General features: G+C 73.7%; 21 protein-coding genes. 15 read left to right on the top strand and 6 right to left on the bottom strand.

What is annotated here, in order from left to right; genetic code table 11:
• Position 1: 1 nt before the first annotated feature.
• The 3 genes from J2N69_RS10675 to J2N69_RS10685 form a co-directional block, all read right to left on the bottom strand.
• A complete protein-coding gene (locus J2N69_RS10675; protein ID WP_230900513.1) occupies positions 2–586 on the bottom strand; it encodes a hypothetical protein in 585 nt (194 codons plus the stop codon).
• A complete protein-coding gene (locus J2N69_RS10680) occupies positions 583–1,965 on the bottom strand; it encodes a hypothetical protein (RefSeq protein ID WP_230900514.1) in 1,383 nt (460 codons plus the stop codon). Before J2N69_RS10680 ends, J2N69_RS10675 begins: the two co-directional genes overlap by 4 nt.
• Before the next feature lie 526 nt (positions 1,966–2,491).
• On the bottom strand, positions 2,492–3,331 hold the full coding sequence (locus J2N69_RS10685) for an SCO2400 family protein (protein WP_230900515.1): 840 nt from the start codon (positions 3,329–3,331) through the stop codon (positions 2,492–2,494).
• 123 nt (positions 3,332–3,454) lie between these two features.
• Here J2N69_RS10685 and J2N69_RS10690 point away from each other — a divergent pair, with 123 nt between their 5' ends.
• Entirely contained in the window at positions 3,455–4,321 is an 867-nt protein-coding gene (locus J2N69_RS10690; RefSeq protein WP_230900516.1) for a YwqG family protein, read from the top strand.
• Here J2N69_RS10690 and J2N69_RS10695 read toward each other — a convergent pair.
• Both J2N69_RS10695 and J2N69_RS10700 read right to left on the bottom strand, forming a co-directional pair.
• Positions 4,302–5,657 (bottom strand): PucR-like N-terminal domain-containing protein, encoded by a 1,356-nt coding sequence (locus J2N69_RS10695; RefSeq protein ID WP_230900517.1) that lies wholly within the window; start codon positions 5,655–5,657, stop codon positions 4,302–4,304. The genes J2N69_RS10690 and J2N69_RS10695 overlap by 20 nt on opposite strands.
• 12 nt (positions 5,658–5,669) lie before the next feature.
• Positions 5,670–5,822, bottom strand: coding sequence for a hypothetical protein (locus J2N69_RS10700; RefSeq protein WP_230900518.1), 153 nt, complete (start codon positions 5,820–5,822; stop codon positions 5,670–5,672).
• Between the two features lie 229 nt (positions 5,823–6,051).
• On the opposite strand from J2N69_RS10700, the gene J2N69_RS10705 reads away from it, so the two are divergent.
• The 14 genes from J2N69_RS10705 to J2N69_RS10770 all read left to right on the top strand — a co-directional run bounded on the left by J2N69_RS10705 (position 6,052) and on the right by J2N69_RS10770 (position 22,878).
• Positions 6,052–7,107 (top strand): cell envelope lipid trafficking protein PgfA, encoded by a 1,056-nt coding sequence (locus J2N69_RS10705; protein ID WP_230900519.1) that lies wholly within the window; start codon positions 6,052–6,054, stop codon positions 7,105–7,107.
• Positions 7,108–7,461: 354 nt separating this feature from the next.
• On the top strand, positions 7,462–8,643 hold the full coding sequence (locus J2N69_RS10710) for a glycosyltransferase family 4 protein (RefSeq protein ID WP_230900520.1): 1,182 nt from the start codon (positions 7,462–7,464) through the stop codon (positions 8,641–8,643).
• On the top strand, positions 8,644–9,372 hold the full coding sequence (locus J2N69_RS10715) for a class I SAM-dependent methyltransferase (protein WP_230900521.1): 729 nt from the start codon (positions 8,644–8,646) through the stop codon (positions 9,370–9,372).
• Positions 9,369–13,727, top strand: a complete 4,359-nt coding sequence (locus tag J2N69_RS10720; RefSeq protein ID WP_230904676.1) for a DUF3367 domain-containing protein — start codon at positions 9,369–9,371, stop codon at positions 13,725–13,727. The genes J2N69_RS10715 and J2N69_RS10720 overlap by 4 nt, the downstream gene beginning before the upstream one ends.
• Positions 13,724–15,103 (top strand): condensation protein, encoded by a 1,380-nt coding sequence (locus J2N69_RS10725; protein ID WP_230900522.1) that lies wholly within the window; start codon positions 13,724–13,726, stop codon positions 15,101–15,103. The genes J2N69_RS10720 and J2N69_RS10725 overlap by 4 nt, the downstream gene beginning before the upstream one ends.
• A complete protein-coding gene (locus J2N69_RS10730; protein ID WP_230900523.1) occupies positions 15,100–15,837 on the top strand; it encodes a class I SAM-dependent methyltransferase in 738 nt (245 codons plus the stop codon). The genes J2N69_RS10725 and J2N69_RS10730 overlap by 4 nt, the downstream gene beginning before the upstream one ends.
• 17 nt (positions 15,838–15,854) lie before the next feature.
• On the top strand, positions 15,855–16,763 hold the full coding sequence (locus J2N69_RS10735) for a hypothetical protein (RefSeq protein WP_230904677.1): 909 nt from the start codon (positions 15,855–15,857) through the stop codon (positions 16,761–16,763).
• A complete protein-coding gene (locus J2N69_RS10740; protein ID WP_230900524.1) occupies positions 16,760–17,008 on the top strand; it encodes a Trm112 family protein in 249 nt (82 codons plus the stop codon). The genes J2N69_RS10735 and J2N69_RS10740 overlap by 4 nt, the downstream gene beginning before the upstream one ends.
• A gap of 14 nt (positions 17,009–17,022) precedes the next feature.
• On the top strand, positions 17,023–17,826 hold the full coding sequence (locus J2N69_RS10745) for an FkbM family methyltransferase (RefSeq protein WP_230900525.1): 804 nt from the start codon (positions 17,023–17,025) through the stop codon (positions 17,824–17,826).
• Positions 17,807–18,466, top strand: a complete 660-nt coding sequence (locus J2N69_RS10750) for a hypothetical protein (protein ID WP_230900526.1) — start codon at positions 17,807–17,809, stop codon at positions 18,464–18,466. The genes J2N69_RS10745 and J2N69_RS10750 overlap by 20 nt, the downstream gene beginning before the upstream one ends.
• Before the next feature lie 98 nt (positions 18,467–18,564).
• Positions 18,565–19,470 (top strand): LysR family transcriptional regulator, encoded by a 906-nt coding sequence (locus J2N69_RS10755; RefSeq protein WP_230900527.1) that lies wholly within the window; start codon positions 18,565–18,567, stop codon positions 19,468–19,470.
• A gap of 141 nt (positions 19,471–19,611) precedes the next feature.
• Complete coding sequence (locus tag J2N69_RS10760; RefSeq protein WP_230900528.1) at positions 19,612–20,181, top strand: cysteine dioxygenase family protein; 570 nt, start codon at positions 19,612–19,614, stop codon at positions 20,179–20,181.
• Entirely contained in the window at positions 20,181–21,260 is a 1,080-nt protein-coding gene (locus J2N69_RS10765; protein ID WP_230900529.1) for a YeiH family protein, read from the top strand. The genes J2N69_RS10760 and J2N69_RS10765 overlap by 1 nt, the downstream gene beginning before the upstream one ends.
• A gap of 136 nt (positions 21,261–21,396) precedes the next feature.
• Positions 21,397–22,878 (top strand): acyl-CoA synthetase, encoded by a 1,482-nt coding sequence (locus J2N69_RS10770; protein WP_230900530.1) that lies wholly within the window; start codon positions 21,397–21,399, stop codon positions 22,876–22,878.
• A gap of 11 nt (positions 22,879–22,889) precedes the next feature.
• Here the strand turns inward: J2N69_RS10770 and J2N69_RS10775 are convergent, their stop codons facing one another.
• Positions 22,890–26,576, bottom strand: a complete 3,687-nt coding sequence (locus tag J2N69_RS10775; RefSeq protein ID WP_230900531.1) for a S8 family serine peptidase — start codon at positions 26,574–26,576, stop codon at positions 22,890–22,892.
• Between the last annotated feature and the right edge of the window lie 233 nt (positions 26,577–26,809).

Consider the following 26,809-nt stretch of genomic DNA (forward strand, 5'->3'; position numbering starts at 1 on the left):
TTCACAACGTGCGGCGGACGCGAGCCTGAGAGACCAGGCCGCCGACAAAGACGGTCGAGCAGAGAGCGAGGGCGGGGAGGCTGGAAGGGGCGTGCAGGGTCACTGCCCAGGGCCAGGGGCGGTCGAAGTCGGCGTAGCCGAGGAAGATGATGGCGAACACCCACCCGACCGGCGCCACCGCGGACGCCTTCGGGTGCACCGCTCCGGCGAGGAGCATGAGCCCCGTGAGGAAAGCTGTGTTGCGGCCGGCCATGGTGGCCTCGTCGGAGCCGGAGAGCGCGCCGATGACCAGGCTCACCGCCACCGCGGCCAGCACACACGCGGTGACCAGCAGCGTGTCCAGACGTCGCAGGTTCCGCGCGCCCACCACCTCGGCTTCGACGAGCCGCTGCTCCAGGCAGTGACCGAGCGTCGAGGTGATCACCAGCGGGATCATCTGCATGAGGAAGACCCGGTTTCCGCCCCCGCTCAGCATGCCGGGCAGCTCGATGGCCCGGTCGTGCGCGACGGCGACGATCAGCGTGAACGCGGCCATGCCCGGAAGGAGGACAGGGAGCAATCGGCGGGCCTTGACCCACCAGTTCACCGCTTCGCTCCCTGGCCGACAAGGCGGCACGCCTTTTCCTGCTCCTCGTGGAACCAGGCCGTCTGCTGCTCGGCGGGCAACTTCAGGGCGTTGCCGGCACGCTCCTTCACCTTCTCCAATACCTGGCGGGGGTTCTCGAAGACGCCGCCGTACTCTCCCCTGCGCCAGGCCAGGTAGGCCCGGTCGACATTGATGACCGAGGCGGCCCACAGCATTGCGGCGTCGTGATTGACCACGTAGTCGGCGGAGGGCGCTGACTCGTACGAAACGGGGAAGGCGCAAGGGAAGGTGACGCCGGTACGCAGGACGGCGTAACGGATGGCAGTCATTCCTCCGCCCAGTTCTCCGGCCTGCCGGGAGAGAGGGAGCCACCACGTCGTGTCCGACGATCTCTTCCTGTCCCGGCCGTTCAGCAGACTGTCGGAGACGGTGCCGGGCATGCGTACCGCCACTCCTGCGGCGCGGAGCCGGGTCACCGACTCGACGATCTCGGCGCGCACTTGACCGAGCTTTCCGACCGCGCCGCCGGTCTCGGCCATGCACACGCGCGGGGCGCTGCCGGTGCAGCGTGCGGCGGCGTGCCCCGAACTGACGGGGCCGTCCGCGATGGCCCACCCGGATGCGACGTCAACGCATGACGCCATGACCGCGACGGCCGCGGCACCCGCCGCACCACGTATCGCCCACTGCCTTCCGCGCGTTGAGCGAATCCACCAGGTGCCCACCGCGGCCGCCAGAGCCACGATGAACAAGAGCGGGACGAGCAGGGTGGCGGCGCCGTATTCCTCACCGAACGCAAGGTCTGTGTCCAACTGCCCCGAGGAATGGCGCGGCCACACCGGGTCGTCCATCTTCACGGTCTCGGCGATCACGTAGAACACGGCGACGGCGGACAACGGGGCGGAGATCACCCGTGGGGCGAGCTGGCCGAGAGCGCATCCCAGCACGGCGTACGCGCACACGATGCCCATGGCCATGAAGAGGGGCGCCAGCGCGGCCGGGGTCGGCATGAGCCGGGTCTCGATCAGACGCATCACCACCGGCAGCGCGAGCACCAGCCAGCCGGCGCCGATGACGGGCAGCAGGGTGTGCGCAGCCACGCGGTAACGGGAACGTCCGGGGGCTAGCTGCCACACGCCGTCCCTCTTCAGCCGACCACCTTCCCACACGGCGAGGCCGATCGTGATGGCGTAGGCGAAGACGTAGAAGTAGGACAGGGCCAACTGCACCTGCTCGGGTGCCCAGAGCGGGCCCGCGATCACTTCCTCGTACGAGTCTTCGAGGTGCAGGGCGTGGAAGTAATAGAAGGCGACGATGCCGAGCCATATGGGTGCGGTCCATACGGCCGGGGTCGTGCGCAGTCGGGTGCGGAGATTCAAGGAAGCGAAGCCGCTCTCTGTTCGTGAAGGTCTTCGACCCGAGGCTCTTGTCGAGGCTGAACGGAATGGCCTGGTGCAGCTGCGCGTCGAGGGAGCGCCCCGTGGCTCCGTCCATCGTGCAACCGGTGGACTTGAGCTCCGTGTAATCGTTGTCCGCCCAGTGGCGGGACTCCTTGCTCACGGTGGACGCGTCGTCACCGTCTCGGTGGTGTCGCCGACTGGAACGGTGTTGTCAGCAGCGGCAGTGACGGTAGCGGTCAACAGCCTGCCCGCCCGCCAAAGCGCTGACTCGTACCGTGGAGGTACGGGTGAGCATGCGACGGCTGTTCGTTGCAGTGGACATGGTCCTGGAGTCCCCCTCCATCAAGATGGCTTTCGTGCATGACAACAAGAACCACGCCTGGCGAGTGTGATGGGGTTGTGCCCCTTCGGTGAAGATCACTTAAGCAGGAAGGGGAGTTACGTACCGTGACGCCGGTCACACTTCAGGCAATGGAGACGGAAAAGTCCGGACCATGACCGCGCGTTACCTGCACCACCACAGGAAGCGGTCGCACCGCTCTTCCGGTTCCGGTTCCGGGGTGGGCCGGGGGTCCTCGGAGGCCGGCGGGGGCGTGGTGGGGGCAGGCGCGTCGGAGCCGTCAGGAGTGCCCGCCGGGGCGCCGGGAGCGGTGGGCGAGGAGCCGTCCGGGCGCCCGGCGTCCGGGGTCCCGCCCTGCCCCTGCCGCTCCTCCGTGTCCGCCCGCTCCTCGTCCCGCCCCTGTTTCCGGTTCTGCTTCCGGTCCTTCTCCCGCTTCTTCTTCCCGTCCGCGCCCTTGCCGTCCTTGCCGTCCTTGTCGTCCTTGTCGTCCTCGTCCTCGGCGGCGGACGCCGAGGACGAGGTGGCCGTGCCGGCCCCCGTCACACCACCGCCCGGGCCCCCGCCGGTCCCCGGGGACGGGCTCCGCCCGGCCTCGCCGTCCGGGGCGGAGGCGGCGGACGGGTCCTCGGAGCGGCCCTCGATGCCCAGCTCGGCCAGGCTCAGGCCGCCTGCCGCCAGCGCGAGGCCCGCGGTGGCGAGCAGGACCTTGCGGCGCCTGCGGCGGTGCGCGGCCTTGCGACCACGCTCCTTGCGGCCGCGCCCGCCCCGCCCCCGCTCACCCCTACCGCGTTCGCCCCTCCCGCGCTCACCCCTACCGCCTTCCTTGCGGCGGGAGCGGGTGCGCGGGGACTCCTCGTCGTACGGGTCGCTGTCGGCCTCGCCGCCCGGTTCCCTCCCCGCGGCGGCGGCCTGCGCGTACTCCCGGCGGGCTTCGGCCGGGGTTCCGCACCCCGGGCAGGCGAGGGCTCCGTTGAGGTGCCTGCGGCACGGGTGGCAGTAGTCCATGAGGCATGGAGGCTAGGTGCCGCGCGCGCAAGAGCGGAAGCGGCCGCTGTGAATGTTGTGTGCGGAATCAACAACTCCGGCTCGATGGCGGCATTGTCAGTGGTGGGAGGCACGATCGGGGGCATGACGCAGACCTCTTCGGGCGCGCTGCGCGCCCTTGCCCATGAACACCTTCCCGCCGACATCGCCGAGCGGTGGCTCGGGCTGCTGCGGCCCGGCCTCCGGCTCACCGCGGCGGGCGGGGACGACGCGGTGGTGGGCCAGTTGGGCGGGGAGCCCCGGCTTCCGCGGGACGTGGAGTGGCCGGTGTGGGAGGGGAACGGCCCGTTGTCGTTCATCGCCTCGGTGGACTGCGCGGCTCTGCCCCAGGGGGCGCTCGACATACCGTTCCCCGCCTCGGGCACGCTGTCCTTCTTCTACTTCGACGGCCAACTGGACGACGGCGAGACCGTGGTGGACCCGGCCGACGCCGAGACACAGGCCGGGGCCCGGATCGTCTACGTGCCCGCGGGCACGCCCGCCGACGCGCGGACCACGCCCGAGGAACTCGACGCCTACCCCCACATCCCGCTCACCGCGCACGCCGACCTGACCGTCGCGGAGGCCACGCACCCCCGGATTCAGCAGGCTTTCGCGCCGGAGGCCGAGCCCTTCGAGGAGTACGAACACCCGGTGTGTTCGGAGGAGTTCACCGACGCCCTGTGGGAGTACAACAGCGAAGTGGGCCACCAGCTCGGCGGCACCCCGCAGTCGGTGCAGGGACCCGTCGAGCTGGAGGTCGCCCACGGGGCCCTGGGGCCGGACACCGACTGGCACGACCCCCGGCTCGCCGACGAGGCGGAGCAGTGGGTGCTGCTGGCCCAGTTCGACTCGGACGACGCGGCGGACATGATGTGGGGCGACATGGGCTGCCTCTACTGGCTCATACGCCGCACCGATCTGGCGGACCTCCGCTTCGACCGGGCGCTGTTCACCTGGCAGTGCTGCTGACCCGGCCCGGCTCGGGGGCCTGGGCGCGGCCGAGCAGCCCCCTCAACCGCCGTGCGCGCAGGACCAGTTCCAGCTCGAAGCGGCGGTCGGGGTCGTCCACCTCGTCGCCCCACAGCTCCCTTATCTGCCGCAGGCGGTAGCGGACCGTCTGGGGGTGGACACCGAGGCGGGCCGCGACCTCGGGGGCGCCGCCTCGGGTCTCCAGCCAGGCGAGGAGGGTCTCGGCGAGGCGGCGGCCGTGGGCGGGCCCGCAGTGCTCCAGCGGGGCCAGGCAGCGGCGGGCCAGGTCCTCGATCAGCTCCTCGGGCTGCAGGAGCACCAGGGCCTCGGTGTGCTCGGTGCAGTGCAGGACCTCACCGGCGGGCAGCAGGCCGCGCTCCATGAGCCCCACCGCCGCCTCCGCCCAGCGCAGCGACTTCGCGGCGTCGGCGAGCGGCACGGGCGGGCCGATCGCCCCGGACCAGCCGGTCATGGCGCGGCGCAGCAGCTCGGGGCGTCCGGCCGCCTCGGGGTCGGGCACGACCATGCGGGGCTGTTCGGCCTCCATGTCGAGGAGGACGCCCTCCCCGACGGCGGGTGCCACGGCCTCGGGGGCCGGCCGCAGCAGGACGCCCACGGCGACCCGCTCGGGCAGCTGCCAGCCGACGCGTGCGGCGCGCTCCCCGAGGGCGTTGCCGAAGGGGGCGGCGGGGCCGGACGACGACCCGCGGCCCGTGCCGGTGGCGTGCGCCGTGCCGCCGGGGTCGGCGCGGCGCTCCGAGAGCAGCAGTTCCATGAGCTTGCGTTGCAGCCGCAGCCGCTCGCCGGCCTCGCGGGCGGCGGCCTCGGCGTAGCCGCGTACGGACTGGTCGACCAGGCCGTCCAGGTACTCGAAGCCGGACTCGGCGAGTTCGTACATGGCCGGGGGCGGGATCTCGATCTGCTGGCCGATCTCGGCGAGGCGGCGCCAGGCGAGGCGTACGCCGAGTCGGTAGATCGCCTGGAGCGAGTCGAGGCTGCGGCCGTGCAGGCCCTCGCCGCGGCCGAATTCCTGGAAGACCTCCAGGTGGTAGCGGGGCCGCCCTTCCTGGGACGCCAGCTGCTGGACGAAGCCCTCCAGGGCGCGGCGGATGCCGACCAGCGCCATGGGCTCGCCCGAGTCGTCGAGGACGACGGGCAGGCCCGGGTACTCGGCGCGGATCTCGCGCAGGATGTCCTGGGCGAGGGCGGGGACCTCCTCCAGGGCGAGCGCGGCGAACCGCCGCACCTGCCGGGGCGGCACGTCCCGCCAGGCGGAGCGCGACGGCGCGGCGCTCTGGCCCGGCTCGGCGGCCCCGGTGGGCTGGGTGTCGGTCACGGCCACGGTGGCTCACTGCCCCCGCGACGGCGCGTCGTAGTGCACCAGCGGTGTGTTGGGCTGCTCCGGTGTGGCGTCCAGGAGCGCGACGATGCCGAAGGCGGCGCCCACGGCGAGCAGCGCCCCGGCGGCGACGGTGAGTGATGCGGCGAGCAGTCGGTGCATGGCGAGGGCCAGCCTCTCTGTCGGAGGTCGTCCCCACCCCGGGCACACAGTCCGGGCCACGGCGCACGGTGGCGCCGCGGAGTCTGTGTCGTACAGTCCCAGCCGGCCCCGTCCGGCTGGGCCCCAGTCTCTGCATCCATTGACACCTAGTCAAGGGTGCGCCTACGGTTCCCGGCCCATACGTACGGCTCGGTAACACTTCTCCCGCCCTTAGCCCAGGAGTGCCCCCATGCGCCGCACCACCTCGCCCTTTTCCCTGATCCTCCTAGGCCTCGGCGCGTTTCTTCTGGTCCTGGCACCGATGCTGGCCTGGTACGTCGAGCCCCGTGCGAAACGCACGCCGACAGATATCGACACCATTACGGTTTTCAAGGGGAAGGGCAGCTACTTCGACACCAAGAAGATCAAGACGGTCCATGACAAGAACCTCACGATCACCCGCCAGGTCCGCGGCGACGTCGCCGACAGCGAGGAGAGCGGGCGGGCCGTCTGGGACGTGGTGACCTCCGTCGACCCGGACGCGTCGCTGCCCGCCGCCACCCCGCACGACGCGCTCCAGTGGACCAAGGAGCGCTGGGTCACCGACCGCAGGACGAACAAGCCGGTGCACTGCTGCGACGAGGAGCCGTACTTCGAGGGGGAGGCGTACCTGAAGTTCCCCTTCGACGTGGAGAAGCGCTCCTACCGCTGGTGGGACAACACGCTCGGCGCGACGGTGCCGCTCACCTACCGGGGCACGAAGAAGATCCAGGGGTACGAGGGCTACCGGTTCACGGCGACGGTGAAGCCCCACAAGACCGGCACGCGTCAGGTGCCGGGGCGGCTGGTCGGCCAGCCGAAGAAGAGCCAGGTGATCGCCGACGAGTACTACGCCAACCACGGCATCGAGCTCGTCGCCGACCGGCGCACCGGCCGGATCATCTACGCCGCGATCGGGCCCCGCAAGACGCTGCGCGCGCCCGGCTCGGACAAGGACGCGAGGGTGCTGCTCGACAGCGAGCGCATCGCCTTCACCCCGGCCACGCAGAAGGCGCAGGTCAAGCTGGCCAAGGACGACAGCGACCGGCTGAAGCTGGTCGGTGAGACTCTTCCGGTGGTCACCGGGGTACTCGGCGCGGTGCTCGCCCTGGCCGGTGCCGTCTGGGTCGTACGAGGACGCCGGGACGACGGCGTGGAGGGCCCCGGAGGCCACGGGAACGGCCCCGGCGGGGACGGCGGATCGGCGGAGCCCGGGAGTCCGCATCCTGGGACGTCCACGACGACCCTGCAGTCCAGCACGATGTGATGAGACGTCAGCCGGGAAAAGGCCGGAAATTGTCACCTCGGTGAGTAGACCCGCGGTAAGGGGCAGCGAAAACTAACCACCCCCACCCCAGCACAGTCCCCGCACCACCCCCGCACAGGCCGGACACAGCACCTCCGCGACGGCCCCACGTCGCGCGGCCCGGCCGCCGCACCACTCAGCACCGCCCCGCAAGCCCCCCGTACCACCGCGCAAGCACCCCTGCACCGCCCCGCGCAAGCACCACCGAAGCACCGCCCAAGCACCGCCAAGCACCACCAAAGCACCGCACAGCAGGACCGTTTCGCCCGCCCGGACCCCCCACAGTTCCGCACCCTGAGACGAGTTGGAGCACGCATGCCCCAGCACGTACCGTCCTCGCTGCGCGAGGCCTCCCCACGGCACGCGCAGCGCCCCCCGGCGCCTCCCCCACAGCCGCGCCGGATCGTCTTCCTCGCCCACCGCGACCTCGGCAATCCGGCCGCGGGGGGCTCCGAACTGCTCGTCGACCGGCTGGCCGACGGGCTCAGCAAGCTGGGTCACCAGGTCACGCTGCTGTGCGGCGGGCCCGCGGCCTACCGCGACTACCGCGTGGTCTCCGCCGGTGGCGACCTCGGTCACTACCTGCGGGCGCGCTCCGCCTTCACCCGGCAGGTCGGCGACTGCGACCTGCTGGTGGAGGTCTGCAACGGCATGCCGTACCTGGCGCCGCTGTGGCACCGCGGGCCGACCCTGTGCCTGGTCAACCACGTCCACACCGATCTGTGGGGGATGCGCTTCCAAGGCGCGCTCGCCCCCGCGGCCCGGCTCGGGCGCAGGCTGGAGCACTGGGCCCTGTCGGGCGCGCAGCGCGGCAACCTGCTGGTGGCCGTCTCGCCGTCGACGGCCACGGCCCTGCGCGCGATCGGCGTGGACCGCGAGCGCATCCGCATCGTGCACAACGGCGTGGAGGAGCCGGGCCCGCTGCACGCCCGCTCCGACGAGCCGCTGTTCCTCGCGATGGGGCGCCTCGTCGAGTACAAACGGATCGATCTCCTCCTGCGACTGTGGGAGCGGGTGCGGCCCGTGACCGGCGGCCGGCTCGTGATCGTGGGTGACGGCCCCGAGCGGCCCCGCCTGGAGCAGCTCGCCGGTCCCGGCGTGGAGTTCCGGGGCCATGTCTCCGAGGCGGAGAAGCACCGGCTGCTCTGCGAGGCCTGGATGCTGCTGCATCCCTCGGCCGTGGAGGGCTGGGGCCTGGTCATCACCGAGGCGGCGACCCGCTCGACGCCCTCGGTCGGCTTCGACGTCCCCGGGGTCCGCGACTCCATCGAGGACGGCGTGACCGGCCTCCTCGCGCGCGGCGAGAGTTCCTTCGCCGCCGCCTGGTGCACGCTGGCGCTCAGCGGCGAGCGCCGCAGGGCGCTGGGCAAGGCCGCCGGCGAGCGGGCCGCGCAGTTCCGCTGGGGCAACACGGTCCGGCAGTTCCAGGCGGTGGCGGCCGAGGCGGTCGCCGCCCACCACGCGCCCACCGGGCCCCCGACCCCGCAGGGGACATAAGTGAAAGACCCGTCCCTGCGTCGCTCCGTCACGCTCTTCCGGGCGTTCCTGCGGGAACAGCAGGAGCCCGAGCGCTGCTACACCCTCCTCGCGAAGGACGCCGCCGACCAGGTGGAGGCGTACGTCCCGGTGAAGGACCGCGTCGTCGTCGACATCGGCGGCGGAGGCGGCTACTTCACCGAGGAGTTCCGGCGGCGCGGCGCGCAGTGTCACCTCTTCGAGCCGGACCTCGCCGAGATGACCGCGGCGGGCACCAAGCCCCCCGAGGGCTCGGTCGTCGCCGACGGCTATCTGCTGCCGCTGGCGGACGCCGTCGCCGACGTCACGTTCTCCTCGAACGTCCTGGAGCACGTCGACGACCCGCAGACCTTCCTGAGCGAGATGGTCCGGGTCACCCGCCCCGGCGGGCTGATCTATGTCTCGTTCACCAACTGGCTCTCCCCCTGGGGCGGTCACGAGTGGGCGCCCTGGCACTACCTGGGCGCCGACCGGGCCCGCGCCCGCTATGAACGACGTACCGGAAAAGCCGCGAAGCACACGCTCGGCGAGAACCTCTTCGCACACCACGTCGGAGCCACCCTGCGCCAGGTGCGGGCCCGCGACGACGTGGCCGTGGTGTCGGCGCGCTCACGCTACTGGCCGTTCCTGGCCGGGGCGATCACCAAGGTCCCGGGTGTGCGCGAGGTCGCGACCTGGAACCTCCTCCTCATACTCAGGCGGTGTCCATGACCACGGTCCAGGCCCCACCCCCGGCCGCCGTAAGACCCACGACCGACGCCCCTGAACCCTCGCGGGGGCCGCGCTCGCGGCGCTGGCTGCTCGGGTTCTGGGCCGTGGTGCTCGTGGCGTTCCTCGCGGTGCGACCCGGGCGGATGACGTTCGACACCAAGCTCGGTGTCACCGTCGACCCCTGGCAGTTCCTCTCCGACCTCGGCCAGCTGTGGCACGACCGCGGCGGCTTCGGCGGCATCCAGGACCAGTACGTCGGCTACGCGTTCCCGATGCTGCCGTTCTACGGCCTGGCCGACCTGGTGCGGCTGCCGGTCTGGCTGGCCGAGCGGCTGTGGCTGTCGCTCATCGTGGCGGCGGCCTTCTGGGGCGCCCTGCGGCTGGCCGAGCGCCTCGGCATCGGCAGCCGTCACAGCCGGCTCCTCGGCGCGGTGGCGTACGCGCTGTGGCCGACGTTCACCGTGGTGGTCGGCTCGACGTCGGCGGCGGCGCTGCCCGGCGCGGTCCTGCCGTGGGTGCTGCTGCCGCTGGCCGACCCGCGGCTCAGCGCGCGCCTCGCCGCGTGCCGCTCGGCGCTGATCATCCCGTTCATGGGCGGCGTGAACGCGGCGGCGACCCTCGCGTCCCTGCTGCCGGTGGCCCTGTACCTGCTCTCCCGCCCGAACGGCCCGCGCAAGCGGAAGCTGATCACCTGGTGGGTACCGGGCGTCATCCTCGCCACCGCCTGGTGGATCGTGCCGCTGCTCATGCTGGGCATCCACGGCGAGAACTTCCTTCCGTACGTGGAGAACTCGGCGACCACCACCGGCACCATGTCGGCCACCGAGACGCTGCGCGGCGCCGGTAACTGGGTCGCGTACCTGTACTTCGGCGAGGCCTGGCTGCCGGCCGGCTGGACGGTGGCGACGGCCGTCGTGACCGTCGTCTGCTCGGCGTTCGCGGCCGCCCTCGGTCTCGCGGGGCTCGCCCGGCGCGATCTGCCCGAGCGGCGCTGGCTGGTCCTGACCGTCCTGTCGGTCGCCCTGATCACGCTGGCCGGGTACGGCGGCGCGTTCGGCGCGCCCTTCCACGAGACCGTCCAGTCGTGGCTGAACGGCGGGCTCGTCCCCTTCCGCAACATCTACAAGTTCCAGGCGGGCCTCGCGCTGGCCCTCGTCCTCGGCCTGATGCATCTGGTCGGTGTCGCCGCGCAGGCGCGCGGGGCGCGGCCGGTGCGCGGCAGGCGGTACGCGACGCTGATCGCGGCGGTCCTGGTGCTGCCGGGGCTTGCCTGGCCGTACCTCAACGGCTCGATCCTGCAGCCCGGTTCGTTCCAGAAGCTGCCGACGTACTGGCAGGCGACGGCCGACTGGCTGGAGAAGTACTCCCCCGACTCGCGTGCCCTCGTCGTCCCGGCGACCGCGCACGGCATCTACACCTGGGGCTCCCCCATCGACCAGCCCCTCGACGTGCTCGCGGAGTCCCGCTGGGCGCAGCGCGACTACGTGCCGTTCGGCACGCCGGGCAACCGCCGGGCGATGGACGCGGTCGAGCAGGCGCTGATGACCGGCGGCGAAGTGCCGGGCCTGAGCGACTACTTGACCCGCGCCGGGCTGTACTACGTCGTCGTGCGCAACGACCTCGACCCCGACCAGGTCGGCCACGTCCCGACCGCGACGGTCAAGCGCACCCTGGAGGAGTCCGGCTTCCGCCGCGTCACCGGCTTCGGCCCGAAGATGACCGGCGGCGTCATCCCCGACGACACCCCGCTCCAGGTGGAGGGGCTCTACCCGCGCCACCGCGCGGTGGAGGTCTACGCCCCCGGCGAGGGCGCCGAGCGCCCCGGCCAGGCGGGCCTGAAGCCGGTCTCCAACACGGCGGTGGTCAGCGGCGGCCCCGAGTCGCTGCTGCCGCTCTCCGCCGACCCGGCGATGCGCGACCGCCCGGCCGTGCTGACCGGCGACAACCACCCGGGCGTCGGCACGCCGGGCCTGCTGGCGGTCGGTGACGGGCTGCGCCGCGCCGACACCCGCTTCGGCCTGGTCAACACCAACACGTCGTACACCTACGGCCCCGACGAGCGGAACGCGCCCGACGCGGTCCAGGACCCGGGCAAGAAGCCGCACCAGATCCTGCCGACCGACGGCGTGGAGCACCAGACCACGGCGGAGCTGCGCGGCGCCAAGTCGGTGACGGCCTCCTCCTACGGCAGCTGGCTCTTCCACCTGCCGCAGTACGACCCGGTGAACGCCTTCGACGGCAACCCGGCCACCGCCTGGGCGGAGGGCGGCTCCGGCTCGTCGGGCGGCGAGTGGATCAAGGCCGAGTTCGATTCCGCGACCACGGTCCCCTCGTCCTTCCGCGTGACACCGCTGCCGCAGAACAGCGTGCGGTCGGCGCCGACGCGGGTGCGCGTGGAGACCGAGCGGGGCTCCGTCACCAGCACGCTCCAGCCCAACGGCATGGCGCAGCGCGTCAAGGCCCGTCCCGGCACCACGGAGTGGATCAAGATCACGATCGTGGAGACCCAGGAGGCGCGCCCCGGCCTGACCGGCGCGGGCTTCTCGGAGATCAGCCTCCCCGGCGTGCGCGTCACCAAGCTGCTCCAGCTGCCCAAGGACGCGCGGAAGGCGGCCGGCGCCGACGCGACGACGTACTCTCTGCACCGCTCCTCCGACCCGAGCGCCCTCTCGCCGGTCAACACCGAATCGGGCCTGCACCGCCGCTTCACGACGACGGGCGAGGGCGCGTACGAGGTGAAGGCGAGCGCCGTGGCCGTGCCGGGCCCCGAACTGGACGAGCTGCTGTACAAGGTGGCCCCGGAGCAGAAGCCGCGGATCACCGCCACCGCGGACTCCACGGCCCGGCTCGGCAACGGCCTGTCGCCGCGCAACCTCACCGACGGCGATCTGACGACGGCGTGGATCGCGGGCACGGACAACCGCCCGGTGATCCGCCTCAAGTGGCCGGACAAGCAGCCGGTGGGCGAGATCGTGCTGCCCGGCGCGGGCGGCCTGTCGACCCGGCCCGAGAAGATCGAGATCAGCTCGCCGGACGGCGCGGCCACCGCGGGCGTGGACGAGCACGGCAACGCCCGCTTCGCCCCGATCACCACGGACCAGATGGACATCACCATCACGAAGACGGCTCCGCTGACGGTCCACAACCCGGTGGCGGACGACGACCTCAGGCTCCCGGTCGGCCTCACGGAGGTCTATGTCCCGGCCCTCGACAGGTACCGCACCCCGCAGCCCGACGCCTCGGAGCGCTTCTCGCTCCCCTGCGGCCAGGGCCCGGTGATGTCGATCGACGGGAAGCTGTACGAGACGAGCGCCAAGGGCAAGGTCGCGGACCTCACCGAGCGCAGGCCGGTCGAGGTCGGCCTCTGCCAGCGGGGCAAGAAGGACACGGCGGTCCGGCTCGACGCCGGAGCGCACAGCGTGGAGACCGGCGACGCGGGTCCCCTCGCCGTCATGGACGCCTCCCTCACCCGGGGCACCCCCGGCACGGTGGACGAGACCGCCCGTGAGCTGAAGGTCAAGGACTGGCTGGGCGACCGCCGCGAGGTGAGCGTCGGCGCGGGAGCGGCCTCGTACCTCACGACGTACGAGAACGTGAACGACGGCTGGAAGGCGACCCTGGACGGCAAGGAGCTGAGCCCGCTGCGGCTGGACGGGTGGCAGCAGGGCTGGCTCGTCCCCGAGGGCGAGGGCGGCACGGTCAAGCTCACCTACGAGCCGTCGCGGACCTACGAGATCGGCCTGATCCTGGCCGGGGCCGGTGTCCTGGCGCTGATCGGTCTCGTCATCCTGTGGCGCCGTGAGCGCAGCACCGATGCCTTGGTGCCCGCGCCGCCCGCGCCCGGCCCGGTCCTCGGCACGGTGGCGCTGACGCTGGTGGCCGCGGTGATCGCGGGCCCGTTCGCCCTGCTCGTCCCGGCGCTGGCCCTGCTGGCCTGGTGGCGTCACACGCTGCTGGTGCCGGTCGCCTTCGTGGCGATGGCGGGCGCGGGTGTCGTGGCGGCGACCGGGGCCGGGGAGGCGGTCAGCGCCGACCGGGGCGCGTTCGGCCCGCTGGCCCAACTCCTCGCGCTCATCGCGCTGTTCGCGGCGCTGGTGACCGTGAAGGAGCGGCAGGCGCGGCAGGACACCGCCGATACGTTGGTGTACGGACCGGGCGATGGCCCCGCTCCGGGGCAGCCGGCCCCGCCGGCCCCGGCGCATCCCGGGGTGGGCCCGACGGTCTCGGCCCGGGGGCCCGAGCCGGCCGGTCCCGGTCCCGGCCCCGGCCCCGGCCCCGCTCCGCAGAGCGACGCCACGGCCCGCTTCCCCCGGCACAAGCGCACACCCGGCTCAGGAGAAGGCACGCAGCGATGACCGCACTGGAACACCCGGCACGGCGTGCGGACGGCCCCGGCCGGCCGCCCGCGCGCGTGCCGTTCCCCGTCGTCGACGAGGTCTCCCGGCACTGCCTCCAGGAGGAGGAACCGGAGACCGTGCACATCGAGGTGCACCTGCCGGGCACCCCGGACCGCGACCGGCTGAGGGCCGCGTTCACCGAGGCCCTGCGCCGCCATCCCCGCATCCTGATGCGGGAGGCCAAGGGGCCCTGGTACCGCCGCCGTTACGAGTGGGAGCTCACCGCCGAGCCGGACACCGAGGTGGTGACCTTCCCGGCGCCGGAACCGGACGCCCTGGAGCGGGCCCGCGAGCGGGCGCTTGCCGAGGCGCCGCCGCTGTCGGCCTCCCCGCCCATCCGCCTGGAGGTCGTGGCGGCCGAGCCCGGCCCCGGGGCCCCTCCGGGCGCAGACCCCGGCGCGGTCCTCTTCCTGACCATCAACCACACCGCCCTGGACGGCCCGGCCTGCCTGCGCGTCCTCGCGACGGCCGCCGAGCTGTACGGCGGCCGGGACAACTCCCCGGCCGCGCCGCCCACCCGTACCCCCGAGAGCACCGGGGCCGCTCCCCCGCCGCCCGACGCCGCCGCCGGCTGGGCGCCGCCCGCCAGGGTCGCCCGGGGCGCGCCGGAGCCCTCCCCGGGCAACGGCATGCTGGTCGCGGAGCTGCCCGTGCCGCGCCGCCCCAAGGGCTCGCCCTTCACCGTGAACGACCAGCTCATGGTGGCGACGGCGCTGATGCTCACGCACTGGAACCGCGAGCACGGCGCGCGGCCGAAGCCCCTGCGCATCACGATGCCGGTGGACGACCGCCCCCGCGACGCGACCATGCCGATCGGCAACGGCACCCGGCTCGTCGAAGTGCCGTTCAGCGCGGCGGAGTTGGCGCACCGCGACTGGACCCCGGAGGCCATCGGCGCGCTGCTGCGGCGCACCTCCGACCGCACCCGCGCGCTGAAGGCCCTGGACCGGCCCCAACTGGGGCGCGGCGCCGCGTTGTTGACCGCCCCGGTGCTGCCGGTGACGCTCAGGGCGGCTGTCACCCGGGGGCTGCGCCGGGCCGCCGCGCCCTGGACGTCGACGACGTTGCTGAGCAACATCGGCCGCATCCCGTACGCCCTCGACTTCGGTGACGCGGGCCGCGCGCACGCCGTGTGGTTCTCCGCCCCGGCCCGCCTGCCGCGCGGCCTGACCGTGACCACGGCGTCCACCGCGGGCCGGCTGCACCTCGCGCTGCGCTGGTCGAAGACGCTGCTCAGCCAGGGTGACGGGGCGCACCTACGGGAGCTGTTCGAGCACTACCTCCACGCGACGGAGCAGACCGTGACCGACGGGACCGAGGAGGGGCCGAAGTGACCACCGCGACCGGCGGGCGGCCCGCCGGGCTCCGCGACTTCTACGAGAACCCGGCCGTCCCGGTGGCGTCGGGCGACGCCCGCAGCCTGCGCCAGGCCCGCATCCTCGCCGCCGCGCTCGGCCCGGCCACCTCCCGCACCGCCACCGTCCTGGACATCGGCTGCGGCGACGGCACGGCCGCCGCGACCGCCGCGCCGCTGCTCGCGGGCCACCGGGTGATCGGCGTGGACTGGTCGCAGGACGCCCTGAAGCGCGCCCACGCCCACCTGCCGTACGTCGTACGGGGTGAACTCAGCGACGGCGGGCTGCCGTTCGCGGACGGCGCGGCCGACGCCGTCCTGTTCAGCGAGGTCATCGAGCACCTCGTGGACCCCGACAGCGCGCTGGACGAACTGCGGAGGGTCCTCAGGCCCGGCGGGCACCTCATGCTGTCCACCCCCAACCTCGCGGCCTGGTACAACCGCGGGCTGCTGCTCGCCGGGGTGCAGCCGGTCTTCTCCGAGGTGAGCCTGCGCGGCATCCACGGCCGCCCCGGCAAGGAGGTCGTGGGCCACCTGCGGCTCTACACCGCCCGCGCGCTGCGGGAGTTCGTCGCGGCGAGCGGCTTCCGGGTCGTGGGCCTGTCGGGCGCGCCCTTCCACGGCGTGCCCCGCCCGCTGCGCGCCCTGGACCGGCTCGCCTGCGCCGTCCCGAGCGCCGCCTCGATCCTGCTGCTGCACGCCCGAAAGGCCTGAGTCCCATGTGGTGGGGTGTGGCCGCGGCGCTGCTCGCGAACCTGCTCTACAGCACCGGATTCGTCCTGGAGAAGCGGGCGTTGACCGCCATGCCGTCGGTCAGCGTCCGCAAGCCCCTGCGGCTGCTGCGGCAGGTCCTCGGCAGCCCGTTGTGGCTCGGCGGCTCGCTCGCCCTGGCGGCGGGCTTCGGCGCGCAGCTGATGGTGTACCGGACGCTGCCGATCGCCGCCGCCCAGGGCATCTTCGTGTCGGGCCTGGTCCTGCTGCTGCTCCTGTCCTCGGCGCTGCTCGGCGAGCGGACCTCGGGGCGCGAGCGGTACGCGGTCGGCGCGATCCTCCTCGCGCTGCTCATGGTGGTGCTCTCGCTCAGCGAGGACAGCGACACGGTCGGCCGTGACGCGCCCGTGCCGCTGGTCCTCACCGTCTGCCTGCCCTCGCTCGCCGCCGGGGTCTGGCTCTACGGCTCGGCGGAGCGCCGCGCGAAGCACCGCCACCGCATGCCGTCGGCGGGCGTCGAGTACGGCGTCGCGGTGGGGCTGCTGTACGGGGTCAGCTCGCTGGCCATCAAGGGTGTCTCCAGCCACCTGACGACCCGGAACCCCGGCGGCGCGCTCGTCGACCTGCTGCTCTCGCCCTACCCCTACCTGCTCCTGTTCACCGGGGCGTTCGGCCTGGTCATGTCCCAGGCGGCGCTCCAGCGCTGCCGGGCCTCCCTGATCGTCCCGGTGTGCACGACGGTGACGGCGCTGTTCACGGCGGTCCTCGGCACGCTGGCGTTCGGCGAGGCCCTGCCGCACGACCCGGTGCGCCTCGCCCTGCGCATCGCGGGCACGGTGCTCGCGGTGTCCGTGCTGCTCGCCATGCCCAAGCATGACGCGCCCCCACCTCAGTCCACCGCCCCGCCCAAGGAGTTGACAAGCGGATGAACCCCGAAGACCCGCTGCTGAAGATCCTCGCCTGCCCGCTCGACAAGGGGCCGCTGCACCTGCTCGCCCCGGACGAGCCCGTCACCTCGCAGGAGGGTTCCCTCGTACCGGAAGAGGCGCTCTACAACCCGCGGCTGCGCCGCCGCTACCCGGTGATCGACGGCATCCCGCAGCTGCTGCCCTCCTCCGGCGAGCAGGTCCCGGAGGACGAGCACGAGCAGCTGCTCAAGCGAATATCCCCGTGACGGGGAGGCCGCCCATGACGCTCGCCGCGCGCCTCGCGCCCTATGTCCCCGACCGTCTCATCGCCTCCCTGGCCCGTCTCGTCTATCCGCGCTTCGAACCGGAGCTGGCCCGTCTCGGCGACCTGTGCCCGCCGGACTGCGGCACCGCCGTGGACGTCGGCGGCTGGTACGGCCCGTGGTCGCGCCGCCTCGCCGGGCGGGCCCGCCGCGTGGTGACCGTCGAGCCGGTGCCCCGCCTCGCCCGGCTGCTCGCCGCGAGCACGCCCGGCAACGTCCGCGTCGTCCACGGCGCGGCGACGGACCACCGGGGCACGGCCCGGCTCTGGCTGCCGTCCGGGGACGAAGGCCGGCGCGGCGTGTCATCCCTGGTCCGCCGCGACATCCACGCCACCGCCGTCGACGTGCCGTGCCTGACCCTGGACGGGCTCGGCCTGCGCGACGTCGGCTTCGTCAAGATCGACGTGGACGGCAACGAATTACCGGTGCTGCGCGGCGCGCGCGAGCTGATCGCCCGTGACCGTCCGGCGCTCTTCATCGAGCTGGAGGCCCGCATCCAGCCGATCGCCCCCATCGTGGACCTGCTCACCCGCCACCACGGCTACCGCGGCTGGGTCCTGCCGGGCGACACCTGGCTGCCGCTGGCCGCCTTCGACCTGGAGGCGCACCAGGAGGACACGGCTTACGTCGTCTCGCAGGGCCTGCTGCGCCGGGTCCTCACGCCCCGCCGCCCCCGGTACGTCAACTCGGTGCTGTTCCTCCCGGAAGGGCGCCGCCCGGGCGCGTTCGCGGTGCGCGACGATGGGGCGCATGCCCGCTAGCGCCTCCTCGCCCTCCGCCCCGTTCACCCCGCTGGACTTCCAGCTGGTCCTGCTGCGCCGCATGGCCGACCACAACCCCGGTCTCGTGGAGGACGCCCGCCGCGCACTGGGCGCCTCCCTCGCCCAGATGCGCGAGGCCAACCGCCGCTGGCAGGCGATGGCGCGGGGGGCCCGCTCGCGGGGTGCCGCGGCGCGCTACCGCTCGGTCCTCGGCACCCCCGAGTCGACCGCCCGCCGGCAGATCGGCGACCTGGAGTGCGAGGCCCTGCTCTGGCCGGTGCCGCTCTGGCCGGATCTGCGCTTCGAGGTGCTGCTCGCGCCGAACGGGGCGGTGTGGAACGTGGGGGCACCTCCCATGCTTTTCGAGCTATGGGGGAGGCTGGTGCGCGCACCGGAAGTGGCGGGGCCGGAGCTGCGTACGGTCGAGGACCTGGCCCCCTGGTCGTGCACGGTCGACGAGGCCGCGCGGGCCTTCGCCCCGGCCCGGCCCATGGAGGGCACGGCGCCGACGCGGTGGCGCCTGGCGTTCACCGCGCCGGACGGGAGCGGTGAACGCCGGCGGTGCGTCGCGGAATTCACGTGGGGTCTGCTGCAGCGGGTGGAGGGCGTACCGGCGGGCGCGGGGCCGCCCGGCTCCTGACGGGCAGGCCGCTGGTCCTTCCCGCCGTGGGCAAGGGCCAGTATGAGCCACACCCCCGCCCATGTCCGATCGTCCCAATATCTGCTTATGATTCAGCGGTGTTCGATTCACGGCACATCAGGACGTTCCACGAAGTGGTCCGGGCCGGGTCGTACTCGGCGGCCGCCCGCTCCCTCGGCTACACACAGCCGGCGATCACCCAGCAGATGAAGGCCCTGGAACGGTCCGTGGGCACCCCCCTGTTCACCCGCGTCGGGCGCCGCATGCGGCTGACCGAGGCGGGCGAGGCGCTGTCGCGGCACGCGGGGATCATCCTGGACGACATCTCCGCCGCCCAGCAGCAGATGAACGCGATCACGCGGCTGCGCTCGGGCCGGGTGCGGGTCTGCGCCTTCCCGAGCGCCAACGCCACCCTCATCCCGGAGGCCCTGGCCCGCCTCGCCTCGGGTCATCCGGGCGTGCGCGTGGAGCTGCTTGAGGACGAGCCTCCGGAGTCGCTGCGGCGCGTGGTGCGCGGCGAGTGCGACATCACGCTCGCCTTCACCTATCCCGGCCTGCACGAAGAGGTGCCGGACGAGCTGGCGGAGATCCCGCTCCTGGAGGACCAGCTGACCGTGCTGCTGCCCACCGGGCACCCCATGGCGCGCCGCCGCTCGGTCAAGCTCGCCGAGCTGGCGGAGGAGCGGTGGATCGCCGGGTGCCCGCGCTGCCGGGCCAACTTCCTGCACGAGTGCGCCGAGCTGGGCTTCGCGCCCGACATCGCCTTCACCACCGACGACAACCTGGTGGTGCAGAGTCTGGTCGCCGAGGGGCTCGGCATCGCGATGATGCCGGGGCTCGTCCTGAACTTCCTGTGCCACCGCAAGGTGACCGGCCGCGCCCTGGACCCCGCCTCGCGGCGCAAGGTGTCGGCGTACGTCCTCAAGGATCATCTGCGCATCCCGGCCACCGCGCTGGTGCTGGACGAGCTGAGGACGGTGGCGGCCAACCGCGTCGGCTGCTGAGCCGAGGCTCCTGTCGCCGTCCGGCGCCCTCGCGTGGGCGCCCGGAAGGCTCGCGCCCGCCCCGATCCATAAGCGGGAGTTTCGGGGTCGCCAAGAAACTGTCGTTGGACGTGATGGATCGGGCGGCGCCACGCTGCCGGTATGACCTCTCCGACCGTGTACCCGGCCGCCCGGACCACAGAGCGCCTCGACACCCTCGTCGCCGACGTGCGCGAGGCGGTCGGGCGCGGACTGCCTCCCGACCTGACCGCGTATCTGGTCGGCGAGCGGCTCGCCCCGCACCTCGGCGCCGCCGACCTGCTCACCGACGAGCAGTGCGAGGGCGACCCCGAGCGGTACCGCCAGCACGTCCTGCACGCCGAGCAGGACGGCAGTTTCTCGATCGTGGCCCTGGTGTGGCTGCCGGGGCAGCGGACCTCCGTCCACGACCACGTCTCGTGGTGCGTCACCGGGGTGCACGAGGGCGAGGAGCACGAGCGGCGCTACCGCCTCGTGCCCGCCGCCGAGCCCGGCGGCACGGGCCGCCTCGTCGCCACGGAGGACGTCGTCAACCCGCTGGGCGCGGTCTGCGGCTTCGCGCCGCCCGGCGACATCCACCGGGTGTGGAACGCCTGCGGCACGCGCGCGATATCCCTCCACATCTACGGCGCCGACATAGCCCGCCTGGGCAGCAGCGTCCGCCGGGTGTACGACCTGCCGGCCGACCGGTAATGGCCCTGCTCGGAGAACGCGCCAGGACCCGCACCGCGCCCCTCACCACGCGGGTCCGACGGCCGCACGGCAAGCTCCCCGGCCTGGCCCTGGACGCCGCGGGCGTCGCCATGGCCTGGGGCGTGCACCGGCTGGTGCCCGGTGTCCCGATGCTCACCGCGGCCGTGGTCCTCGGCATCGTGGCGGCCCATCTGCCGGGCTCCGCGCGGCACTTCGTACGCGGTCCCGGCAAGGCGGGGCTGACGTTCGCGGCGAAGCGGCTGATGCGCGTCGGGATCGTGCTGCTCGGCCTGAAGCTGAGCCTGGACGACGTGCTCGGGCTCGGCTGGTCCTCGGTCGTGATGGTGCTCGGCGTGGTCGCCGTGACCTTCTCCGGCACCTGGTGGCTGGGCCGCCGCATGGGCCTGCGCGGCGACCAGCCGCTGCTCATCGCCACCGGCTACTCGATCTGCGGCGCGTCCGCGATCGGCGCGGTCAGCGAGGTCTCCGAGAGCGACGAGCGGGACACGGCGACATCGGTGGCCCTGGTGACGCTGTGCGGCACGCTCGCCATCGCCGTACTCCCGCTGCTCCAGCACCCGTTGGGCCTGACCGACGCGGAGTTCGGCCGCTGGGTCGGGGCGAGCGTGCACGACGTGGGGCAGGTCGTGGCGACCGCGCAGACGGCCGGTTCCGGGGCGCTCGGCGACGCGGTCCTGGTCAAGCTGATGCGGGTCGCGCTGCTCGCGCCGCTCGTCGCGGCCGTCGCCCTGTCGGTGCGGGCCCGGTCGCGCTCCCGCGCCGCCACCCGGAGCGGGACGGCGACGGCAGGCGCCCGGCGGCCGCCGCTCGTGCCGCTCTTCGTCGCGGGCTTCCTCGCCATGGTCGTCCTGCGCACCACCGGGCTGCTGCCGGGCGGCGCGATCGACGCCGCGCAGCTGGCACAGGAACTCCTCCTCGCCGCCGCCCTGTTCGGCCTCGGCAGCGCGGTGGACCTGCCGTCCCTGACCCGCACGGGCGGCCGGGTCGCGGCGCTCGGCCTGGTGGCGTGGGGCGTGATCGCCGGGATCTCGTACGTGGGTGTGGTGCTGACGTACTGACCGGCACCCCACCCTTCCCGCCGCCTTCCACCACGAGGAGGCGGCGGCCTGGCCGCTTCCCGGGCAACGCCGCGTCACCCTGTGTGAGACTGCGTGTACCCCGCACAGGCCGAGCAGACTCCGAGGAGTACGAGACGTGGACCCCCTCTTCCCGACCCTGTCCGCCCCGCACGCGCGGGATTCCGGTGAGGCCCTGCGGTTCGGCGACCGCGCCCTGAGCCACGGCGAACTCGCGGCGGCGTCGGGCGCGCTGGCGGCCCGGCTGGGCGGGGCGGACCGCGTCGCCGTCTGGGCCACGCCCTCCCTGGAGACCGCCGTCGCCGTGGTCGCCGCGCTGCGGGCGGGCGTGCCCGCCGTGCCGCTCAACCCGAAGTCGGGCGGCGGCGAACTGGCGCACATCGTGGCGGACAGCGCGCCGTCCCTCGTGCTGGCCGAGCCGGGCGTCGTGCTGCCGCAGGCGCTGGCCGATCTGACGCGGCACGACGTCGACGTGGAGGTACGGGGCTTCGAGGCGCCCTTCCCGGAAGCCGCGCCCCCGGAGCCGGACGACCCGGAAGCCCCCGCCTTGATCGTCTACACCTCCGGCACCACCGGCCCGCCCAAGGGCGCCGTCCTGCCCCGCCGCGCGATCGCCACCACGCTGGACGCCCTGGCGGACGCCTGGCAATGGACCGGCGACGATATCCTCGTCCACGCCCTGCCGCTGTTCCACGTGCACGGCCTGATCCTCGGCACGCTGGGCCCGCTGCGGCGCGGCGGCAGCGTGCGCCACCTCGGCCGGTTCAGCACCGAGGGCGTGGCGCGCGAGCTGGGCGCCGGGGCGACCATGCTGTTCGGGGTGCCGACGATGTACCACCGGATCGCCGAAGCCCTGCCCGGTGAACCGGAGTTGGCGAAGGCGCTGGCCGGGGCGCGGCTGCTGGTGTCCGGTTCGGCCGCGCTGCCGGTGCACGACCACGAGCGGATCGCGGCGGCCACGGGACGCCGCGTCATCGAGCGGTACGGCATGACGGAGACCCTCATGAACACCAGCGTCCGCGCGGACGGCGAGCCGCGTGCGGGCGCGGTCGGCGTGCCGCTGCCGGGAGTCGACCTGCGGCTGGTCGACGAGGCGGGCGAGCCGCTCCCCGCGGACGGCCCGGAGGCGGTCGGGGAGATCCAGGTGCGCGGCCCGAACCTCTTCACCGGGTACCTGAACCGCCCCGACGCGACCGCCGCGGCCTTCGCGCCGGGCGGCTGGTTCCGCACGGGCGACATGGCGGTGCGCGACCCCGACGGCTATGTGCGGATCGTCGGCCGCAAGGCCACCGACCTGATCAAGAGCGGCGGCTACAAGATCGGCGCAGGCGAGATCGAGAACGCGCTCCTCGCCCACGCCGGGGTGCGGGAGGCCGCGGTCACCGGCGAGCCGGACCCCGACCTGGGCGAGCGGATCGTGGCGTGGGTGGTGCCCGCCGACGCCGACGACCCGCCCGCCGCCGCTGAGTTGGCGGACCACGTGGCGTCCTCGCTCGCCCCGCACAAGCGGCCCCGGGTCGTCCACTACCTCCAGGCTCTGCCCCGCAACGACATGGGCAAGATCATGAAGCGTGCCCTGGGGAAGGAGGACAAGGCCTGAAGCGGGGGTGATCACTTCACCCCCACCGCCCGGATGATCTCCTGCGTCACGGACCCGCCCCGGTCGTCACGGGCCGAGGCCCGCAGCGACACGGACGCGGCGCCACCGGGAACCCGCAACTTCCCTCCCCAGGAGGCCTTCTCGCTGGCCTTGTCCAGGACGACCGCCTTCCAGGTCTCCCCCTCGTCGTACGACACCGACAGCTCGCCGCGGCCGATGCGCCCGGTGTCCGCCGCCCCCTTGACGTACTCCGCGAAGATGCCGACGGGCACGGTCCGCCCGCCGCGCACGTCGCCCGAGAGGGACGTGCCGATGTCGAAGCCGAGGTTGAGCAGCGGGAGGCGGGTCTTCCGGTCCGCCGGGGTCTCCTTCGAACTGAAGGTCCACTCCGTGTGGCCCTTCGTGGCGAGGTGCCACCGCGCTGCGTCGAGAGTCGTGTCGGTGACGACCTTGTAGCTGCGTTCGGCGGGGTCCGCGTCCCCCACGTGCACTGCGGAGCCTTCGCGCCGGTCGGCGCTGACCCCGTCGACGAAGACCTCGCTGACCTGCGTCATCGACGCCTCGTTCCACACGTCGCCGAAGCCGGTGTGGTCCGGGCCCGAGTCGCCCCAGCCGGGCACGTCGAACTCCAGGGTGCCGCCGCGGCGCGTCTGGCCCCGGCCGAGGCCGGTGCCGAGCCAGGGGTGCAGGACGGGCCTGAACCAGTTCAGGCCGGTCCGCGTGCCGCCCTCATAGGTGACGAGTCCGCCGCGTTCCTCCAGGGCGCCGGGCCCGGTGGAGACGGACTCGTGCCACAGCTGCCCCCGGCCCGTGGACACGTACTCCGTCCGCTCGGCGGGCAGGGCGACCTTCTCCTGGAAGCCGATGCCGACCGGGAAAGTGCCGGTGACCGAGTAGCGGAACTCACTGCCCAGTGCGGGCTTCACCGCGTGGAACTTCGTGTCCAGCACGGCGATCTCACCCTTGCCCGGCCGGAAGGTCAGGTCTTTCGGTACGGCCTGTTCGTGGCCCTCGGAGAGGTCGTAGACGTACGGCGTGTCGGCCGTCCCGGTGCTCTCGGCCGTCCCGCCCGCCTGCGCCGCCGCGAGGAGCCGGGCCCCGTCGGCGGCGTCGACCGCGGCGATCTGGAGCGGCCGGTCGGCGTTGCCGTCCGTGCCGAACCAGGCGGTCAGGCGTCCGGGCCGGTCGTCCGTCACGAACAGCGCGGCGGCGCCCGCGTCCTGCGCGGCCTGCCCGAGCCGCTCGGCGGTGACCGCGCCCGTGCGGCGCACGACGGCCGCCTTGCCGCGCACGTCCCGGCCCGCGTACGCGTCCGGGGTGCCGTCGCCCACGTCCACCAGCGCCCACCTGTGCCGTCCCTCGGCGATGGTCCCGCCGGGCTGGGCGACGGCCTCGCGCAGGCCCTTCACCGCCACGCGGGGCTTGCCGAGACGCCACACCGTGCGGTACTCGAAGGTGCCGTCGGTGACCTCGGCGGTGGGGGCGGCGAAGACGCTGTCGTACTTCACGGGCACCTGGACGGCGCCTTGCAGCTCGGCGCCGCCGGCCTTCCTGGCGTACTCCATCAGCAGGTGCCGGGTCTCGGTGCGCCGGCCGACCTCGGCACTGACCTCGCGCAGCTTCCGCCCGTCGAGGGTGATTTCGCGGTCCCGGTCGAGGCCGATCTGCGGGTCGGCGAGGAAGCCGAGGCCGAGCGAGTCCGCGCCCCGGGCGCCGCGCACGTCGAGGAAGGACGACACGGCGTACGTCCCCGGCCGCAGGCGCAGTTTCAGGGTGCCGGAGTCACCGACGGCGGCCGGGAGCGGGTCGGCGCCCTCGGTGAGCCGCTGCACCACCAGGTCGGCCGGGGCGGGGGCGCCGGCACGGTCCTTGACGTGCACGGTGAGCGTGTACCGCTCCTCCTCCTTGACCAGGCCGAACGCCGTCCGCGCGACCGGCTCGCCGCCCGCGCTCGCGACGACGTGGCCGCTGGTGTTGCCGACGGGCGCCGCCGCCCCGTCGCCGGTGACGGTGGTCGAGGCGGTGCCGTGGGCCGGGACGGTGAGGGTGGTGTCGGCGAGGCCGGCGACCCCGTCGGCGGCGCCCCGCACGCTCAGGCTCAACGTGACCGGCTCGGCGGCGGAGTTGGCGTACGTGAGCTTCCTCGTCACCGGTTTGTCGTCCTCGTACGGCCAGGCGTGGAAGCCGAGGTCGACGCTGCCGGTCGCGGTGATCCGCGCGTCGACGGCACCGGGCACGCCGACCCGCCCGGCGCCCAACGTGTATACAGAGGCGTCGAGTTGTGCGGAGGTGGACATCAGGGCGTCCTTGAGCCGGGCGCCGCTCCAGCCGGGGTGCTTCTCGGCGAGCAGGGCGGCCGCCCCCGCGACGTGCGGGGCCGCCATCGACGTACCGCTCATCTCCGTGTACGGGCCCTCGCCCCCGGTGAGCCGGGAGCGGGCCGCGAGAATGCCGACGCCCGGCGCCGACAGGTCCGGCTTGAGCGCGTGGTCGCCCGCGCGGGGCCCCCGGCTCGTGAAGTAGGCGGCCCGGTCGGCGGAGTCGACGGCGCCGACGGTCAGCGCGGAGTCGGCGGCGCCGGGCGAGCCGATGGAGGAGGGCGCGCCGGCGTTCCCGGCCGCGACGACGAAGAGGGCGCCGGTCTCCTTCGAGAGCGTGTCCAGGGCGGCGGCCATCGGGTCGGTGCCGTCGCTGGGCTCCTGCGAACCGAGGCTCATGGACACGATCTCGGCGTCGACGTCCTTGGCGGCCCACTCCATCCCCGCGATGACCGCCGACTCGCTGCCGAAGCCCTCGTCGCCGAGCACCTTGCCGACGGCGAGGGAGGCGCCGGGCGCGACCCCCTTCTCCTGGCCGCCTTCGGAGGCGGCGCCGCTGCCGCCGACGGTCGACGCCACATGGGTGCCGTGGCCGTTGCGGTCGGCGACCTCCTCGCCGGGGACGAAGCTGCGGCTCTCGGTGACCCGGCCGTCGAGATCCGGGTGCCCGGCGTCGACGCCGGTGTCGAGGACGGCGACCGTCACGCCCTTCCCGGTGAGCCCGGCCTCCCAGGCCTTGGGCGTGCCTATCTGTGCGTTGCTCCGCGCCATGTCCGCCTCGACGCGGCCGTCGAGCCAGACCTTCTCGATGCCGGACGCGTCGTCGCGCAGGGAGCGCCACAGGGCGGCGGGCCGCTCGGCGGTCACGGCGACCCCGCCGACGCTCGGCAGGGCCCGCACCTCCTCGGCGCCGCGCGGCACGGGGCGGGCGGCGCCCCGGGCGTTCTTCTCGTACGTGACGATGAGCGGAAGCCGCGCCCGCCCTGCCGTGCCGCGGGCGGCGAAGCCCTGCCGGATCAGCTCACTGACGTCGAACAGCCGCTCGTCCAGCATCCCGGAGCGCAGATACGGCCGCGCCTCGTCCGGTACGACGGTGGCGTGGCCGCCCGCCACCTGTGTCCGCACGGCTCCGGTCGCCCCGGCCGGGCGGTCGACGGTGACGGTCCGTCTGCCGCCGGGCAGCGGGGTGACGGTGACCTTGTCGCCGGTGATGAGGGTGACGGTGGCCGGGGTGGCGGTGGCCGGGGTGGTGGTGCGGGCGGGGGCCGGAGCCTTGGTGGGGGTGGCGTCGGTGGTGCTCTGCCCGGCGGGCAGCAGGGCGGACACGAGACCGACGACGGCCGCGGCCCCGGCTCTTCGCCGCGCGGGGGCTCTCGTCATGGGGCTGCCTCTCTTCGTCGGGTCCGGGCAGGGGTGGCGCCGGGCGCTGCGAAGAGTGTCAGGGGCCTTGTGCGGTACGGGAGTTGCCCGTGCGGTGGCGGAAAACCGCCAGGGGGAGCAGCCGCCTGGCGGGGCGCCGGGTCGGGTGCCAGGTGGGACGAGGTACCGGAGTCGGCCGGGGGCCCCGCTGAGGGCGCCGCCCCGCACACGCCACCCGCACCACACCGCCCGCA

This window comes from Streptomyces huasconensis (genome assembly GCF_021028635.1).
In the GTDB taxonomy this organism is placed as follows: Bacteria; Actinomycetota; Actinomycetes; order Streptomycetales; family Streptomycetaceae; genus Streptomyces; species Streptomyces huasconensis.

Excerpts from the sequence above, each read along its gene's own strand:
- J2N69_RS10725 (WP_230900522.1), top strand. The coding sequence starts at position 13,724 with ATGACCGCACTGGAACACCCGGCACGGCGTGCGGACGGCCCCGGCCGG.
- J2N69_RS10760 (WP_230900528.1), top strand. The coding sequence starts at position 19,612 with ATGACCTCTCCGACCGTGTACCCGGCCGCCCGGACCACAGAGCGCCTC.
- J2N69_RS10775 (WP_230900531.1), bottom strand. The coding sequence starts at position 26,576 with ATGACGAGAGCCCCCGCGCGGCGAAGAGCCGGGGCCGCGGCCGTCGTC.
- J2N69_RS10705 (WP_230900519.1), top strand. The coding sequence starts at position 6,052 with ATGCGCCGCACCACCTCGCCCTTTTCCCTGATCCTCCTAGGCCTCGGC.
- J2N69_RS10685 (WP_230900515.1), bottom strand. The coding sequence starts at position 3,331 with ATGGACTACTGCCACCCGTGCCGCAGGCACCTCAACGGAGCCCTCGCC.
- J2N69_RS10745 (WP_230900525.1), top strand. The coding sequence starts at position 17,023 with ATGACGCTCGCCGCGCGCCTCGCGCCCTATGTCCCCGACCGTCTCATC.
- J2N69_RS10750 (WP_230900526.1), top strand. The coding sequence starts at position 17,807 with ATGGGGCGCATGCCCGCTAGCGCCTCCTCGCCCTCCGCCCCGTTCACC.
- J2N69_RS10740 (WP_230900524.1), top strand. The coding sequence starts at position 16,760 with ATGAACCCCGAAGACCCGCTGCTGAAGATCCTCGCCTGCCCGCTCGAC.
- J2N69_RS10720 (WP_230904676.1), top strand. The coding sequence starts at position 9,369 with ATGACCACGGTCCAGGCCCCACCCCCGGCCGCCGTAAGACCCACGACC.
- J2N69_RS10710 (WP_230900520.1), top strand. The coding sequence starts at position 7,462 with ATGCCCCAGCACGTACCGTCCTCGCTGCGCGAGGCCTCCCCACGGCAC.
- J2N69_RS10765 (WP_230900529.1), top strand. The coding sequence starts at position 20,181 with ATGGCCCTGCTCGGAGAACGCGCCAGGACCCGCACCGCGCCCCTCACC.
- J2N69_RS10700 (WP_230900518.1), bottom strand. The coding sequence starts at position 5,822 with ATGCACCGACTGCTCGCCGCATCACTCACCGTCGCCGCCGGGGCGCTG.
- J2N69_RS10690 (WP_230900516.1), top strand. The coding sequence starts at position 3,455 with ATGACGCAGACCTCTTCGGGCGCGCTGCGCGCCCTTGCCCATGAACAC.